The 16,988-nt window shown below is 54.2% G+C and carries 16 protein-coding genes; 6 read left to right on the top strand and 10 right to left on the bottom strand.

The annotated features are described in order from the left end of the window. Window positions 1-287: 287 nt before the first annotated feature. The 5 genes from amt to HUN04_04790 form a co-directional block, all read right to left on the bottom strand. A complete protein-coding gene (gene amt / locus HUN04_04770; protein WDP89076.1) occupies window positions 288-1,691 on the bottom strand; it encodes an ammonium transporter in 1,404 nt (467 codons plus the stop codon). Window positions 1,692-1,720: 29 nt separating this feature from the next. Further along, entirely contained in the window at window positions 1,721-2,059 is a 339-nt protein-coding gene (locus HUN04_04775) for a P-II family nitrogen regulator (GenBank protein ID WDP89077.1), read from the bottom strand. Between the two features lie 244 nt (window positions 2,060-2,303). Further along, on the bottom strand, window positions 2,304-3,407 hold the full coding sequence (locus HUN04_04780) for a geranylgeranyl reductase family protein (GenBank protein ID WDP89078.1): 1,104 nt from the start codon (window positions 3,405-3,407) through the stop codon (window positions 2,304-2,306). A 2-nt stretch (window positions 3,408-3,409) separates the two neighbouring features. Beyond that, the gene (locus HUN04_04785) at window positions 3,410-3,850 is read right to left on the bottom strand and encodes a hypothetical protein (GenBank protein ID WDP89079.1); all 441 of its coding nucleotides are present in this window, start codon (window positions 3,848-3,850) and stop codon (window positions 3,410-3,412) included. 36 nt (window positions 3,851-3,886) lie between these two features. Next, on the bottom strand, window positions 3,887-4,510 hold the full coding sequence (locus HUN04_04790) for a TetR/AcrR family transcriptional regulator (GenBank protein WDP89080.1): 624 nt from the start codon (window positions 4,508-4,510) through the stop codon (window positions 3,887-3,889). 156 nt (window positions 4,511-4,666) lie between these two features. On the opposite strand from HUN04_04790, the gene HUN04_04795 reads away from it, so the two are divergent. From HUN04_04795 to HUN04_04810, 4 genes are all read left to right on the top strand, one after another. After that, window positions 4,667-5,788 carry a 2-hydroxyacyl-CoA dehydratase gene (locus tag HUN04_04795; GenBank protein WDP93165.1) on the top strand — a complete coding sequence of 374 codons (1,122 nt, stop codon included), beginning with the start codon at window positions 4,667-4,669 and terminating at the stop codon, window positions 5,786-5,788. A 13-nt stretch (window positions 5,789-5,801) separates the two neighbouring features. After that, window positions 5,802-7,049 (top strand): 2-hydroxyacyl-CoA dehydratase, encoded by a 1,248-nt coding sequence (locus HUN04_04800; protein ID WDP89081.1) that lies wholly within the window; start codon window positions 5,802-5,804, stop codon window positions 7,047-7,049. 91 nt (window positions 7,050-7,140) lie between these two features. After that, window positions 7,141-9,549: an HDOD domain-containing protein gene (locus HUN04_04805; protein ID WDP89082.1), complete on the top strand. Its 2,409-nt coding sequence runs from the start codon at window positions 7,141-7,143 to the stop codon at window positions 9,547-9,549. Between the two features lie 11 nt (window positions 9,550-9,560). After that, on the top strand, window positions 9,561-10,400 hold the full coding sequence (locus HUN04_04810; protein WDP89083.1) for a lysophospholipase: 840 nt from the start codon (window positions 9,561-9,563) through the stop codon (window positions 10,398-10,400). A gap of 14 nt (window positions 10,401-10,414) precedes the next feature. Here HUN04_04810 and HUN04_04815 read toward each other — a convergent pair whose 3' ends face one another. The 4 genes from HUN04_04815 to HUN04_04830 all read right to left on the bottom strand — a co-directional run bounded on the left by HUN04_04815 (window position 10,415) and on the right by HUN04_04830 (window position 14,150). Continuing rightward, window positions 10,415-11,134 carry a M48 family metallopeptidase gene (locus HUN04_04815; protein WDP89084.1) on the bottom strand — a complete coding sequence of 240 codons (720 nt, stop codon included), beginning with the start codon at window positions 11,132-11,134 and terminating at the stop codon, window positions 10,415-10,417. After that, complete coding sequence (locus HUN04_04820) at window positions 11,134-11,763, bottom strand: tetratricopeptide repeat protein (protein ID WDP89085.1); 630 nt, start codon at window positions 11,761-11,763, stop codon at window positions 11,134-11,136. Before HUN04_04820 ends, HUN04_04815 begins: the two co-directional genes overlap by 1 nt. Before the next feature lie 100 nt (window positions 11,764-11,863). Further along, complete coding sequence (locus HUN04_04825; protein ID WDP89086.1) at window positions 11,864-13,255, bottom strand: succinylglutamate desuccinylase/aspartoacylase family protein; 1,392 nt, start codon at window positions 13,253-13,255, stop codon at window positions 11,864-11,866. A 34-nt stretch (window positions 13,256-13,289) separates the two neighbouring features. Beyond that, window positions 13,290-14,150 carry a D-alanyl-D-alanine carboxypeptidase family protein gene (locus tag HUN04_04830; GenBank protein ID WDP93166.1) on the bottom strand — a complete coding sequence of 287 codons (861 nt, stop codon included), beginning with the start codon at window positions 14,148-14,150 and terminating at the stop codon, window positions 13,290-13,292. Window positions 14,151-14,482: 332 nt separating this feature from the next. Here HUN04_04830 and HUN04_04835 point away from each other — a divergent pair, with 332 nt between their 5' ends. Both HUN04_04835 and HUN04_04840 read left to right on the top strand, forming a co-directional pair. Continuing rightward, the gene (locus tag HUN04_04835) at window positions 14,483-14,827 is read left to right on the top strand and encodes a CGGC domain-containing protein (GenBank protein ID WDP89087.1); all 345 of its coding nucleotides are present in this window, start codon (window positions 14,483-14,485) and stop codon (window positions 14,825-14,827) included. A 52-nt stretch (window positions 14,828-14,879) separates the two neighbouring features. Beyond that, entirely contained in the window at window positions 14,880-16,205 is a 1,326-nt protein-coding gene (locus HUN04_04840; GenBank protein ID WDP89088.1) for a (Fe-S)-binding protein, read from the top strand. A 109-nt stretch (window positions 16,206-16,314) separates the two neighbouring features. Here HUN04_04840 and HUN04_04845 read toward each other — a convergent pair whose 3' ends face one another. After that, window positions 16,315-16,701: a YccF domain-containing protein gene (locus HUN04_04845; GenBank protein WDP89089.1), complete on the bottom strand. Its 387-nt coding sequence runs from the start codon at window positions 16,699-16,701 to the stop codon at window positions 16,315-16,317. Window positions 16,702-16,988 lie beyond the last annotated feature (287 nt).

A 16,988-nucleotide genomic window follows, 5' to 3' on the forward strand; every position in this document is an offset into this window, starting at 1 on the left:
ATCGGCATGTGATCTTGCTTCGAAGAATCGGAAGTCGGGTTAAACGGTCTTTTTGAAGGGGTTTCAGGTTCAAAAGTAAATGATGTTCAATTTATCTATTCTCTGTCAATTTTTCAATAAAGGCCCTAACAGGACATCTTGTGGGGCACTCTGTCTTTGGAAATGCCAGGATTATACATGTTCTGTCACTGGGGCCAAAATGAAGAACCCTGCTTTTTCCCCATGGCGGAAAAAAGCAGGGTTCTTGTATTGGCCTGAATCAGAGTACAGGGCCGGTGGGATTAGCTTCAGCTCTGGCTTGCCAGATCGCCGGCATAGGCGGGAGAGGTTTCTTTGAGGCCGCCGGAACCGCCGCCGGTGTAACCGGAAGCATGGTTGATGGTGGAGAAATCCGGGTAGGCATTGCCGCCGTGTTCCGTGGAGTCCAGCCCTTCCAGTTCCTCTTCCGGGGAGACCCTCAGGCCCATGACCGCATCCACCACCCTAAAGAGGACGTATGCAGTGGTAAATGTCCAGACAAAGCAGGCCAGGATGCCGATGCACTGTACGGAAAGAATCTTGAATGTGGTGCCGCCGATGTTAAAGATACCGGCCCCAAGGGTACCCCAGGCACCGCAGACGCCGTGAACGGAAACGGCGCCAACGGGGTCGTCGATTTTAATCTTGTCAAAGAAAAGGACAGAGAAAACCACCAGGATACCGGCCACGGCACCGATGATGACAGCGCTGCCCGGGGTGACGTTGGCACATCCGGCGGTAATCCCCACAAGCCCGGCAAGGGCACCGTTCAGGCTCATGCCGACTTCAGGCTTTCCAAACTTCATCCAGGAGACGATCATGGCCATTACAGCACCGGCAGCGGCCGCCAGATTGGTATTTACAAAAATCATGGCAATATCTTTGGTCGCAGCAGTGGTGGACCCGGGGTTGAATCCGAACCAGCCCACCCAGAGGATAAATACGCCCAGGGCAGCCAGGGGGATGTTGTGGCCCAGGATGGGTTTAACGGCACCGTCTTTGGTGTATTTACCCAGCCGGGGTCCCAGCACTAAGGCGCCGGCAAGGGCTGCCCAACCGCCCACGGAATGGACAACAGTTGATCCTGCAAAGTCAATGAACCCTAAGCCTTCAAGCCAGCCGGAACCGTTGAAAAGCGATCCCCAGGCCCAGGAACCGAAGATGGGATAGATAAAGGCTGAGACAACGGCGGTGTACACGAGATAACCGGTAAACTTGGTCCGCTCGGCCATGGCACCGGAAACGATGGTGGCGGCGGTGGCGGCAAATACGACCTGGAACATCCAGAAGGCCAGGACCCAGGGATCCCCGCCGATCTCAAAATCGCTGAGGAAAAAGCCGGAAGTACCGAAAAACCCGGTTTTTGACGTTCCGAACATCAGGCCGAACCCGATGGCCCAGAAGAAAATGGAGCCCATGGAAAAATCCATGAGGTTTTTCATCATAATATTGATTGCGTTTTTGGCCCGGGTGAATCCGGCTTCCACCATGGCGAACCCGGCCTGCATAAAGAATACAAGGACGGCACAGACCAGGGTCCACACATAATCGGCATGGGACTGCACCAGGCCGATGGCTGCTTTATTGGTTAGAACCGTTGGGGTCTCATCACCGGCCCAGGCCGATGAGATGCTTGCCGCAAGTGCCATTAGGATCATGGGGATATATTTCATTTCTTGTTCTCCTTTATTTAATTTCAGTTTTACAATGCGGAATTGCCGGTTTCACTGGTTCGGATGCGGATCACCTCTTCAACGGGGAGGATAAAAATCTTGCCGTCCCCGATTTTGCCGGTTTTAGCCGTATCCACAATGGTATCCACCACGGCCTGGGCCCGGTCGTCGTCCACACAGATTTTGAGTTCCACCTTGGGCACAAAGTCGGTCTGGTACTCCGCTCCCCGGTACACCTCTTTATGGCCCTTCTGCCGGCCAAAGCCCTTGACCTCGGAAATGGTCATTCCGTTGACGTTAATCTTGGCCAGGGCGTCCTTGACCTCATCCACTTTAAACGGCTTGATTATTGCCAGAATTTTTTTCATCTTTTCTCCCTTCGGTTACGGTTTTGTTCAGCAACAACTTGCTTTCCTATAAGAGCAAAAGGGGTGCCAGGGAGAAAAAAACAGGAATTATAATTACAACATACTGATTATAAAGGATATTCTTGGGTAGGATGATTTTTTAGATATTTATAGCAACTTACAAAAATGTAATATTATTTTAGACAAAATTGTATTTTCATGAATTTAATCCCGAAACTTCCCGTCTTTTTCCTACATTTTTGTATTAAAATGAATGCGGCGTGAGTAATTGCGAAATAGTTCTGCCCCGGGCCACCCCTTTTGCAAAATAGGCTTTCACCGGCGGATATCCGCCAATCCCAAGGCATGTCCCCGGAAAACGGTAGAGCAGCGCTGCCCCGAGGCGGTGGAGATACAAATCCATAAACAGCCTGGAAAGCCTTCTGCGGTACCCGCTCCCGGCCCTGCCCTCTTTGCTGCGGACAATGGCCGCCGCTGCCGTCTTTCCGGATTTCAGGGCAAAATAAATACCTTCACCGAAAAGGGGTTCGGCAAGGCCGGCGGCATCCCCGGCCAGCAATATCCTTTTGATACCGGCACAGGCCCTTCCGCCGCCCACGGCAATGGGGTAGCCCTTAATATTTTCCAGGGTCTCACTTCCCAGGCGCTCCCGGGCATAATCGACCAGAAGCCGGCGGTTCACCGACACGTTGGGGCTCGCCCCGTAGATGCCGATGTTCACATGGTCCCCTTTGGGAAATATCCAGTAATACCCGGCAATCCCCCGTGAAAAATCAAACTCCGGGGCAAAGGCCCCTGGGCGGTCGACACGGACATCCGCCTCCAGGGCCGGATACCGGGCAATATTTCCCAGAGATCGTCCCAGCAGCTCCCTGACCCTTGAATTGGCCCCGTCGGCGCCGATGAGATACCGGGCCCTGAACCGCCTCCTGCGGCCGCCGCATATCACCTGCCCCCCGACGCCCCGGTTGTCCTGATCCAGGGATATGATTTTTTCAATTTTCAAAAAACGCCCTCCGGCAGCGGTTAACCTGTCCAGGGCATAGGCATCCAGATCCTGCCGCTGGGTCATATAGCAAAGCGGGCTGCCGCCTGCCGTGATTGGAAATGCCCGTCCGCCGGGGGGGCGGAAGACTATTTTCCTGCAGGTCCGGACAATCAGATGGGAGATATCGTAGGGGAAAAGGCCCATTGCTTTGGGGGTAATGCCGCCGGCACAGGCCTTTTTACGGGGAAAATCCCGGCGGTCCATGATGAGGACGGACATCCCGGCCGATACCAGATCAAAACCGGCAGCCGTACCGGCCGGGCCGGCCCCGGCAATGATCACATCAAAATCAAGGCCCACCGTTAGTTGGCCCCCATGGTTTCAAGGATTTCCAAAACCAGGGAGTTCTTGCCAAGGCCCTTAACCCTATAAGAGACATCCCCGAAACGGACCACCCTGTCCTGCCCCCCGGACTCTGGAAAAGACTGGGGATAGGCCCGGGCCGGGTCCAACTCCTCCAGGTAAAGATCCACATTCACCCGGCCGTTTTCAACCCCCTTGTAGACCAGGCTGGTATTGTGGATGGAGATGCGCTCGCCCAGTACCAGGGTCACCCGGCCGTCAACCCGTCGGATATTTTCAACGGAGGCATCGGCAGGCGCCTGCGGCACCTCCCCCCGCCAATGGGCGTAGTCGTCCTTGAATCCGTCCGTGGAGACGTAATAGGTCATGCCAAAGGGAATGGCCAGACAGATCAAAATAAATAAAACCGCCAGCCAGCCTTTTTTATTGGGCATTTCCATTCATCCCCCCTCGATGGCGCCATCTGATAGATTCCATCACTTTATTTTTTGATCCACCAGGGCCAGAACCATGGATTCAATGACATTGCCGATCCGTTTCATGTGCTCAATCCGTTCCTCTTCGCTTCTGCCGGGATAGTTTCTAAAGGCAATGAGGATTCCGGAAAGGCCGGCAAAAAGTGTATGGGCCAGGAGCCTGGACTCCTCTTGGCAGCCAAGGCTGCGAAAAACAGATTCAAACACATCCATCAGCCGGCGGCCAATCTCGTTGAGCTGCTCAACCGCTCCCATCTCCTTGTTGCCGTGGAGGGCAAAATGGGTGATCATCCGCCACTGGGCCACCTGGACGATATAATAATCCAGAAAACAGGCGATGCAGGTCTCCAGCGCGTCATCGGGCCGTTCCTCAATACCGGCCTTGAGATCTTCTATAAACCCGCAGGCATCGGTATAGGCGATTTCGGCATACAGCTCTTCCTGGGACCTGAAATAGGTATAAATAGAAGATTTGGCAATACCTGCAGTTTTTGCAATTTCCGCCATACTGACCGTGTCATAGGTTTTCCTGCCGAACACCTCCCTGGCGGCATCTATGATGATCCGGCGGCGCAGCTTGCGTTCTTCCGCCTTGAGGCGGCTGAGTGTATCTTTTTTCTCCATGTTTTTCCGTCCGGTTATATCCTTGCACTCCTTATTGGTACCATATTTTATGGAAATCGACAAGCACCGGTTGACAAGCCGACCGCTGTTCGATATAGAAACCGATAGACAGAAACCCATCTTCCGTTTGACGACAATTTTAGGAGGCCGTGAATGATCCCCCAACTGCGCCCCTTTTACGAGGCTGCCAGCACCCCGGCAAGGGCAGCCGGAGCAGCCAAATCGAAAAACAGGGCGGTAATTGGCTACCTTTGCTCCTATGCACCCGAGGAATTGATTTATGCGGCCGGCTGCCATCCCATGCGGCTTTTTTCCTCAAAGACCGGAGTCAGCCTTGCCGACAATCATCTACAGGCCTATTGCTGCTCCCTTGTCCGGGGAATCCTGGAGGACGGTCTTGCCGGCCGCCTGGATTACCTGGACGGCATTGTTTTCCCCCATACCTGCGATTCCATCCAGCGGCTATCCGACATCTGGCGGATAAACATGGACCAGGCATTTTTTGCAGATGTCACCATGCCCGTCAAACTCACAACCGATTCGGCCAGAACCTATATGAAAGATGTCCTTATGAAATTCAAGGCCGATCTTGAAGCGTATACGGACAGGGAGATCACCGGTAGAGACCTTGAAAACGCCATCGCGCTGTTCAACCGGATAAGGTCCGGCCTGGGACAGATCTATGCCGCCAAGTCAAGCCGCCCGGACATGATTTCAGGAAAAGATCTTTTCACCATCGTCAAAGCCGCCATGGTCATGGACCGGGAGCTTCTGGCCGGGGCACTGGACGACCTGACAAAGGCCCTGGCTTCGGAACAGGACGGCCCCATCTCAGATAAAAAATCAGTGCGGCTCATCCTCTCAGGCTCGGTATGCGACATGCCGGACCTGTATACACTGATTGAAGGGGCGGGCGCCACCCTGGCCGGTGATGACCTGTGCACAGGAGAACGATGGTTTGATGGCGGCATCCCCGAGGACCTCCCTCCCATGGACGGCCTCACCGCACGGTACACGGACCGCATTGTCTGCCCGGCCAAGCACAGCGGCACAACTGCCCGGGGAAAGGCCCTGGTGAACCTGGTCCGGGAGAGACAGGCCGACGGGGTTGTCTTCGTTCACCTTAAATTCTGCGACCCCCATGCCTTTGACTACCCCTATCTCAAAGACTTCCTGGACCGTGAAAACATCCCCTCCCTCCGCCTGGAGATGGACGACCAGCAGATCAACGCGGGACAGGCGGCCACCCGGCTGGAAACCTTTATTCAAATGATTTAACCAGGACTGCGCCATGACCGAAAAACCATCCGACAAGACCTCTAATCTAAATGATAAGAAAAACCGGAAGATAAAATGCGCCCGGAAGATGCGGGATATCATGACCACTTATTATATGGATGCCCTCACGGCCCGGGACAACAAAGAAACCGTGGCCTGGATCACATCGGGCGGTCCGGTGGAACCCCTCATTGCCATGGATATCATCCCGGTCTACCCGGAAAACCACGGGGCCATGATCGGTGCCTCAAAGATGGGGGAAGACCTGTGTACCAAGGCCGAGGAAATGGGCTACAGCCCCGACCTCTGCTCCTATGCCCGGTCGGACATCGCCTGTGCCGTTGCCGGGGGCGGCCCCCTGGGCGGCCTGCCCAGACCGGACATGCTGATCTGCTGCAACAATATCTGCGGCACCGTGCTCAAATGGTATGAAATCCAGGCCCGCCGCTTTAATGTCCCCCTATTCATCCTGGACACCCCCATCTGCCATACCGGATACACCCGGGAAATCGCCGACTATGTAAAAGCGCAGATCCAGGAGTATATCCTTTTTTTAGAGAAGGCCACCGGCCGGGCCTTTGACCGCGACAAAATGAAAGAAGTGGGCAAACTCTCTTTGGAAGGACAGCTGCTCTGGCAGAAGGTGCTCAACACAACCGCTGCCAAGCCGGCCCCCATGAGCGCATTCGACGCATTTTTCTTCCTGGCCCTCATCGTTACCCTAAGGGGCACCCAGACCGCCGTGGACTTTTATAAAGAACTGGCCGCAGAGATGGAAGACCGGGTCAACCGGGGGATTGGCATTGTCCCGGGAGAGAAATACCGGCTGCTCTGGGACAATCTCCCGGTCTGGTACAGCCTCAAATGGCTTTCCGATACATTTGCCGGCCACCAGGCCTGTCTGGTGGCGGACACCTATACCTCGGCCTGGTGTTCATCCACCCGGTACGTTGACCCGGATCATTTCCTGGATTCCATGGCCGAAGCCTACACCCGGATATACCTGAACATCGGTGTGGACCAGATGGCCGCCCAGGTACTGGAAATGATAGAATTCTACGGTGCCCACGGATTTGTCATGCATTCTAACCGCTCCTGCAAGCCATATTCCTTCGGCCAGCTGGATATTATGAATATTGTCCGGAAAAAGGCCGGTATTCCGGTATTGCTGCTGGAAGCGGACATGGTGGATCCCAGAAATTTCTCAACTTCCCAGGCAGAAACCCGGATCGATGCCTTCATGGAGATCGTAAAACAATAATTCTCCTTTTTCAAAAATTGACAAAAGCCCATTCTTATGTATTCAATAGGAATTTGAACCAGGACGCAATTAAAGAATGGGACAATAAAAGATGACAGACAGGCTGAATCTACCGTCCGAATCAGATATAAAAAATATTCTGAAGTTAGATCGTAAAAATCTGCCCTCCTTCCCCCAGGTGGCGGCAAAACTCATAGAGGCGTCCAGGGACGAAAGCATCGCCCTGGAAGACGTATCGAAAATCATTGAAACCGATCCCGGCATTTCCGCAAGGATTCTGGAGATCGTCAACTCAGCCTATTACGGTCTGTCCAGGAAAATAACCACCCTTTCTGAGGCCGTGGTCATACTGGGCCTGGATGAAATAAAAAAAGTGGCCCTGGGCATGACCATCTTTGAAAACATGTTCAAAAAGGGAAAGTCCGACGAATTCAACCGGCTGCTCTTCTGGCGCCACAGCCTGGCCGTGGCTGTTTTGAGCATGGAACTGGCAAAAGCCACCAAGAATGCGGACCCAGAGGAAGCCTATATCGCAGGTCTGCTCCACGATGTGGGCAAAATATTTCTGGACCTCCAGGGCAGGACCGACTATGGCAATTTTATACAACAATTGTCCGCCTCCACGGATCTGGTTATTGAAAAGGAACGCAGCGTCATCGGCCTGGGACACGACGATATCGGCGCCTATTTCTGCGCCCAGTGGCAGTTGCCGGAAAAGCTGGTGCTGGCCGTGAAATACCACCACCAGCCCTTTGAGCACCAGAAACTTTCAGATGATGAAAAACACCTCATCGCCATTGTTTCCATGGCCGACTTCCTCTGCTGGACCCAGGGCATTGGCTCCTTTGATTTCATCCGTCCCCCCATCCTGGCCCCGGAGGTCGAAGTGGCCGTGGATCCCGAAAAAGTGGATGTGATCCAGTGCATCCTGGCCATGAATAAAGAGGTGGAGAATATTTCCGAATTCTACAAATTTGTATTTCCTTCGGTGAACGAACTCAAGGAAAACCTGCTCTGGGCCAACATCAAGCTCTCCAAGGCCAACACCAAATACTATTTCCAGGCCGATCCCCAGTCATCCCTTCAGTCCCTCCCCCAGGAAAACCACCCCGGCTCCGCCGAATCCATGGTCCAGGATCTGGGACTTGAAATGGGAAAGGCCCTGGCCAGGGCCAAAAACATAAAAGAAGTCCTGGATATCGTTATGTTCCAGGTGGGATGTATTTTCCAGCCCTGCCACTGGTCCATACTGCTCAAGGATTCCAAAAGCGATGACCTTGTCTTTTCAGTGGTGGTGGGGGCGAACAAGGATAAGCTCCAGGGGGTGAAACTCAACAGGGGCGAAGGCATCGCAGGGCACATCATGGAAACCGGGGAAGCCCTGATCATAGAAGATGTGTCAAGGGACAGCCGGTTCAGCGACCGGGTGGACAAACACACGCGGTTCAAGACCCAGTCCATCATCGGCACCCCCCTGAAAACCGAGGGAAAAATTTTCGGTGTCATCGAACTTATCAACCGTATTGACAACAATAATTTTTCAGACCAGGATCTCAGGCTCCTCTCTGATATTGCAGAATACGCGGCCATTGCCATTGAGCGCTCATACTATACCCAGGCCCTGACCAACCTGGCCACCAAGGATGCAGTCACCGGCCTGAAAAACCGCTGGAGCTTTGAACGCGCCGTTTCCGGCAAACGGGATTTCAAGGCCAAATTCGGCAATGTTTTTTCCATGCTGATCATCGTCATCAACGGCCTGGACCGGATCAAAGCCGAACAGGGGGAGGAGACCTGCGAAAAAGGCATCATGCTCCTGGCCGGTATTCTTAAGCAGACAAAGCGGCGGGACGACACCCTCTACCGATACGGGGACGACAGTTTCATCGCCATGCTGCCCATGACATACTCCGACGGTGCGGAACATGCCAAACAGCGGATTGAAAAGGCCCTGAACCTTGGGTTTGCGGAAGAAAAACTCCACCCCCTGCCCATGATCATCCAGCCCCATACCCTGGACAGCGAGGATGCAGTCAATCTCAAGGCCCTGGTGGCCGAAGCCCTTGCAAAATCCAAGTCAACCCCCGGCCAGGCCGAAGAGATCATGGACCTCCAGGAAAACCTCCAGCCCCTGTTGGAAGAGGAACAGACCAAGGCCAAAGAGGAGGAAGACCGGATGAAAAGCCAGACCCCGGGCAGTACCGGGAACTTCGGCAAGATGGTCTCTTTGGGCGGCAGCTTCAAGCGGCTGAAAACAGGGGAGTTCGGCCGGATCCGTGTGGAACAGGTATCTTTGTCCGCCATCGGCTTCAGGATTTCAAAATCCCACCGTATACGGGTCAATGATTTTCTGGATATCCAGTTCAACCTGGACGACATCAAACGCTCCCTGATCAAACGGCGCATCGTGGTCAGGGAAATAAAAGGCAACTATATTTACGCGGATTTTTACAATCCGCCCCCCTATGCCAAAAACCTGGGATTCTACATTTTCAGCTGAAAGGAGGCCCGATGGCCGCGGAAAACGGATATTTCAAAGGCCCGGAAGGCATTGATTATTTCTACCAGTGCTGGCTGCCGGAATCATCGCCCCGGGCAGCACTTATCGTGGTCCACGGCCTGGCCGAACACGGCGGAAGGTATATGAACCTGGTAAACAGCATGGTGCCCAGGGGCTTTGCCGTCTATGCCCCGGACCACTACGGCCACGGCAAGTCAGGGGGCAGACGGCTTTTTGTTCCGGATTTCAATGTATTCACCCAGGCGCTTGATCTGTTTGTGGACAAGGTAAAGGACTGGGAACCAGGCAGGCCGGTCTTTCTGGTGGGCCATTCCATGGGCGGGCTGATCGTTGCGGCCTATCTCCAGGCCCGCCAGCACAAGGTGGACGGGGCATTACTCTCAGGCCCGGCTGTCAAAGTCCCCGGCCATGTCACCCCCCTTACCCGGACAGCCGCCGGTCTATTCTCACGGGTGGCGCCAACCCTGGGAATCCGACGCCTGGACGCCACCGATATCAGCCGGGATCCCGAGGTGGTCGCGGCCTATATCAACGACCCCCTGGTATCCACGGGCAAAATCACGGCCCGCCTGGCCTCCCAGATGCTTGACGCATGTGACCGGGCAATGGAGGGTGCCGGCGGCATTTCCCTGCCCCTGCTGGTACTCCAGGGGGGAGGAGATGCATTGGTTGACCCCGACGGCACGGCAGAATTCCACGAAGCCGCAGGGTCTACAGATAAAAAATTCATCCTCTATCCGGATAGATTCCACGAAATTTTCAATGATCCGGACCATGAAACCGTCTTTAAGGATATGGCGGACTGGCTGGAAAAAAGACTTGAGGGATAAACGGCCGCAGCCTTTCAGCCCATGGCCCTTGGGGAATATTGATCCAGTTCTGCCCTGCAGTTCTTCCAACCAGGAAGGAATTGGTCCATAATCCCATAGAACCTCCGGTTGTGGGAGGGTTCCAGCAGGTGGGACAATTCGTGGACCAGCACATATTCCAGCAGCCAGGGAGCCAGGCGGATCAGGGCGAAATTGATCCAGATGCGGCCCACCCGGGTATTGCAGCTGCCCCACCGGGTTTTCATCTTCTTCACCCCGAAATCGGAGGCCCTCACCCCCATTACCGGTTCCCACTTATCCAGCAGTTCCCTGATATCCCCCTTGAGGCATTGCCGCAGCCAGCCCTCCAGCACCGCCGCCTTTTTATCCCGGGCTGCGCCGGGGCGGGTCTGCACCACAACGCCCTTGTCCGGATCAAACCCCACCCGGGGCGGTTGGCCGTCAATAAAATTAAGGGGATACTGCCGCCCCCGGAAACGAAGTTTTCCATGGTCCGGCAATAATGCGCCAGGCCGGGGGGCCGGCCGGGATTTCTTGATCTGTTTCAGCATCCAGGGAGACCGATCCCGGATGGCGGTATCCAGATCATCACGGCTGACCCTGCGCGGCGCACTGATCTTTACCAGCTTCTGTTCCGGATAAACCCTGAAATAGATATGGCGGACAGCTTTGCGGACAATCTCCAGGCGCCAGTCCCGGGGCGCCCCGGCAACCACGGATTTCAGCTCTGCCATCACTTGGCTTTGCGTTCCAGATCCCGGACCAGGTCGGCGACCATCCTGCCGCCCGGGGCCTGGGCCAGGGGATTAATCTTTACCAGTTCTTTCCAGGCCTGGGTTGCACCGGGCAGGTCGTTGAGATCGTGCATGAGCACAATCCCCTTGTTGAACCGGGCCGTTTCGAAATCCGGCCGGGCGGCAATGGCCCTGTCAAATGCCCCGACGGCCTTTTCCGGCAATTTATTCCGACGATACATCACCCCCAGGTCCGTCAGCACGTTGGGATCCCCCGGGGCAATGGTCAGGGATTTCTCATAGGCATCAATGGCATCGCCGAACCGGTTGGTGTCGAAAAACAGGTTGCCCAGCCGGACCCAGGCCCCGGCATTTTCCGGATTTTCCTTTAAAAAGGTCTCCAGCTTCAAAATCTCAGCCCCGACGCTGGCTTCGGCTCTGGCCTGGGCATCCGCCTGGCTGCCGGCATGGGGATCTTTCACTGCGGCCTGACCCCGGCCGCCCGCCCCTGCCAGTTTAAAGGATGTATATGACGCACCGGCCAAAAACCCCAATGTAACGGCCACCAGCACAGCGATATACAATGTCTGTTTCTGAACCACATGGGTGACCTCTTTTTCTTTTGCCATTTTACCCGCCTTTTATTTTCATTATTCAAGTCCAGCCAATATAATCACCCTCCGGGGCGGATCAATGGCATGCCAATGGACACCATTTCCCACGGGCAGTTTATTTTCCCGGGGGCGGCGTCATGCCGTCTGTGCCGGCACCAGCCAGCTTAAAATCATTTGCCGGTTCACTGAAATCCACCAGGACCATCCCGCTGAACTTATCCCCTTTGTAGACCTCGATTCTGTAGATATCCCCTTCCCGGTCAATGGAAAACTTCCGGACAAAACTCTGTTTACGAATTTCAATTCCGGATTCACTGTGACGGTCAGGGGAGGAAAACCCGATGACATTAACCCGGTGGCCGGGAATATCCTGGACCAGAAACCGTCCCTTTACCCGGACCAGGGAGCCAAAAGGAGCAAACCGCTGCACCCCGTCCACCAGCATCCCGATCCTGTCTAGCCCGTAATCATATTCAAAATACTGGGGAGAAAGGCGGGCCAGTCTGCGGTTGCCATGGAACAGGCTGTAGACATCACCCGAGGGCACAAGGGCCAGCAAAGGATGGTTGGCGTTAAAATCAATTCCTTTATCCTTTTCCATGGGAAGATAATTGATTCTGTTCCGGATATTTTCCGCATAAAGCAAAATCCGGCGGCGGCCCAGGCTAAAGGCGATATCCTTTTTAATGGCGGCCGCAATACCAGCCCGGTCCATTAAAAAGCCCCGCTTAAAGCGGATGCCGGCCCGGTCCAAAAAGGCCTCAATGGCCAGCAGGTGGTAATAAACCCGTGCCGGGGTTAAAAAGGCTTTGCTGGCCTCTATGCCGAAGGCGGGTTTATGGTGTTTCAGGGCAAAATAGGTCAGGGTTTTTGCCATCTCCCGGTTGCCCTCTGCCGTACGGGTATTTTTCACATGCATGGCATGACCGGGATCCAGCAGCCGGGTATTGACGGTTCCGACGCATTGGGCCGCGGTCCCGGCAAGGTCGTTAAAAACCGGGAAGTCACCGCCGCCGGCGGGCATCCTGGCCTGATCCACGATAATGCTCTGGCCCCACCGTTGCGGCCGGCGCTGGGCGTCCACCCGGGCAGGGGAATAAAACCCGCTGCCGTCATGGAGGTTCAAAATAAAATCCACCTGGGGGTCCAGGATCAGTTTCTTTATCCGGTCGACGGCCTGCCGCTCCGGGTCACCGGCGCTCAGGCGGTCGAACTTCCTGTTCATGTCCCCGTGAATTCCCCTGGACCGTCTGACAATGCTGGAAAAATTGAGGTTGGGCACCACAATCACCCGGCCGGATAAAATTGTATAATCCGTGACAATGAGGGCCGCGGCATTGAAGCCGCCGGGCTCGTCCCCCTGGATGCCGCCGACCACCAATGCGGTGGGGCCGGACGCGTTTGAAGACAGCGTATGTACGGAAAAATCAAGCCGGGGGTCCGGTGCGGCCGCCCGGACAGACGGAATCCCCCCCATTCCCGCCAGGAAGATACAAAAGGCAGCCACCAAGTTTCCCAGGCGGGCGCCCCGCCCGCCCCTGTCACACCACTTCAACATGCCAGGGCTCAAATCGTACACCAAGTTCATTTTTCCGGTCATATCTGAATTTTATGTATCCCAGGTCCGACAGCCGGCTATAGATCCGGGTCCGGGTAAATTTTTCTGTAAAATTATCCACGCCGAACCCCCTTTTGCCCACATCGAAATCCCCGACGCCGTGGAATGAATATCCGGGGGGAGCCAGGGACCTGGAGGCCATAGAGAGGTTGCCGCCGCTGGCAGCGGTTTTATTGAGGAACAGCACAAATTGTTTCATCACCCCGCGTACCCCGGATGTCAGCACCACATCCTTCCCGACCTGTTTGCGGATGTCGCTGTACATCTTTTCCGGCTTACCCTTGAACAGGTAATTGCCGGTCCTGGGAATCTTGCGCACTTTTTTGCGGTTGATGACGGCGGTGAGGGCTGTTATGGGTTTTTCTCCCATGAAACCGTAACAGGCGGCAGAACTGTGGAATATCTTTTCCAGGAATTGCAGTTCCTCCCTGGTAAACCTTCCCACACGGGCATAGGATTTGCCGCAGGCCATGGCCTCGTCAAACCCCAGCAGGCAGAAGTTGCCATAGCCCACCAGTCTCTGGATCCGGTTCAGCCGTCCCAGGCTGGATTTGAACACCGGCAGTTCAGCTGGCGCCAGCAAAATATCGTCCTTGAAATGCCGGTCATAGAGCCGGCTTTTCATGAGCCGGTCCTTAATGGCCGGGTCCGGTATTTTATGCCGGCGGATGTCCGGATGGTCCTCCAGGGCATGGGCCGTACCTGCCGGAAAGGCCAGCATTCTGGCCGCCAGTCCAAATGCGGCTGCACTGCCCGCCGATTTAAGGAATTCCCGTCGATTCATCATTTCTTTTTGCACAGTTCAACTAAAGATCCGGCATTGTAACCCGATCACAGGACCGATGAAAAGTGTTTTTTCCACCGGCGCCACGATAGTCGCAGTATTGAAACTAAAAACCGGGCCAAAGTAGCATATTTGCAACCGCCTGTTAATCTTCCGTAAAATCGGCCGCCGGGATAATCTACTGAATTAAAAGTTGTTTTTTAAACAAACCATTGAAACGCCTAACTCTGGCATGCATTATGCTGCATTATCACAGGGTGAGCTTATACCCGCGTATAATAAGGGGAACAGGCCCTTTTAGATAGGACCTTTAGGATTTTAAGGAGAGCACCATGGAAAAAGTTGCAATTGTAGGTTGCGGCGCATACATCGACCAGGGATACGGCTGTCCCGGGGAATGGCGTTGCCTTAAAGCTGCTGCCACCGGGGAAGGAAAATTCGAATCCCCCTCCGCAGTAGTCTCTTTTGTCAAATGCCAGTGTCCGGGCAGAACGGTTGTACCCAGCATTGGCATGGCGGCCAAATTATCCGAAATCAAACCGGATAAAATTTATCTGAGTTCCTGCCTGGCCAATGCAGTTCCCAAATGTCCCTATACCAGCCCCGAAGATCTGGCCGGCATTATCAAGGAAAAAACGGGGATCGAAGTCGTAATGGGAACCCACGATTACCACTAAACGACCCGAGCTTTTTAATACCAGGACCTTTAATATCAGGAAAGGAATCAACATGGCAGAAGCTGTCATCAAACTGGGCCGCAAGAAAAAGGCCTCAACATTTTTAGACAAGGTAAAAGAAATCCTGCCCGAGGGCGGAAATCTGAATGCCTGCCTCACCTGTGGCGCCTGTTCATCCGGGTGTCCGGCAACAGGCCTGGCAGATATGGACCCCAGAAAATTCCTCCGCATGGCTGCCCTGGGCATGGATGAAGAAATTGCTGCTTCAGACTGGCCCTGGATGTGCACCATGTGCATGCGCTGCATCTATGTCTGCCCCATGAAAATAGATATTCCCCAGCTCGTATTCAACGCCCGGACTCTACGGCCCAGAGAAGAGCGGCCCAGGGGTATTCTGGGCTCCTGTGACGCAGCCCTGAAACACGATACCGGATCAGCCATGGCGGCCTCCGAAGAAGACTTTGAATTTGTTGTTGAAGACGTCCTGGAAGAGTATCAGGAATCCCAGCCGGAATTTGCCGAAATGGAAGCACCCATTGATAAGGAAGGGGCGGAATTCTTCCTCAACCAGAACTCCAGGGAACCGGTTACAGAACCTGATGAAATGGTCCCCCTGTGGAAAATTCTCCACACGGCCGGAATCAACTGGACATACGGATCCAAGGGATGGGGCGGAGAAAACTATTGCATGTTCCTGGCGGACGACAAGTCCTGGGAACATCTGGCATCCACCACCATCGGCCAGGCCAGGAAACTGGGGTGTAAAACCTACCTCAACACCGAGTGAGGGCACGTCACTTTCTCGGTCCGGGCCGGAGCGAAAAAATTTGGTATCGACACTGAAAACTTGGAAATCAAAAACATTTACGAATATTATGCAAAATGGATCCGTGAAGGGCGGCTCAAGGTCAATTCCGACTGGAATAAGGACCTGGGCATCAAATTCACCGTACAGGATCCCTGCCAGATCGTCAGAAAAAGCTATGGGGACCCCATTGCCGACGATCTGAGGTTTGTTGTCAAGTCCATCGTCGGCGAAGAGAACTTCATCGACATGCAGCCCAACAAATCCAACAACTACTGCTGCGGCGGCGGCGGTGGTTTCCTGCAGTCAGGCTTCAAGGAGGAACGGCTGCAGTACGGCAAGATCAAGGACCAGCAGGTCCAGGCCACAGGCGCAGATTACTGCATCGCCGCCTGTCATAACTGCCACGCCCAGATCCATGAACTTTCCGAGCACTACGGCGGGGAGTACGGGGTGGTCCACCTGTGGACCCTGATCTGCCTCTCTCTGGGTATCCTCGGTCCCAATGAACGGGAGTACCTGGGCGACGACCTCAAAGAGGTCAATGTTTTCCATCCGGAGACAGCTCTCTAAGTAAATTAAATCAGCTATTTTTACTTAGTGCCATAAAAGCAGCCGGGAGATGCTCAAAGCATCTCCCGGCTGTTTTTCTATTCTTATCTAAATCCTATTTATCCACATCCTATTTATCCACGGTTCGCTTTCCCAGGGGGGCAAAACATACAGATGCCAGCCTGAAATGGGCAAACCCGAAGGGGATGCCGATGATGGTCACACAAAGGCTGACCCCGGCCAGCACATGGGAAATGGCCAGCCAGATGCCGGCCAGGACAATCCAGAGAATATTGGCCAGCCCTGTTCCCGCCAGCCGCTCCTCGCCCAGCTCCCTTGCATCCACCAGCTCCTTGCCAAAGGGAAAGGCCGCAAAACCGGCAATCCTGAATGCCGCCCATCCAAAGGGAATCCCCACCACAGTAATCATAAGAAGGCAACCGGTCAGAAGCCACAACAGCCCGGCAGCCCATCCGCCGCCCAGAACGAACCAGAGAATGTTCAACAAAAACGCCATAGCGTCCTCCATTTCAAGTTTAAATAAAGCAATCTGAACTCTAATACCATCATCTAGCTTGATTTTTAAATTCTTTTCTTTAATATTTAAGAGTCGTCTATAATCAATCTAATCGTATTAAAATTAAATCCAACGAATTGTCCGGTCTGAAAACGGGCAAAAACATGATTTAGAGAATTCACATTATTATGGCCAAGCTTCTATCATGGAAAGGATATGCCCGGGCAATCATCTTATGGGGAATGCTCCTTCTTGCGGCCTCCTCTTTTGCAGGCGAACAGAAAAAA

This window comes from Desulfobacter sp., from assembly GCA_028768525.1.
Lineage (GTDB): Bacteria > Desulfobacterota > Desulfobacteria > Desulfobacterales > Desulfobacteraceae > Desulfobacter.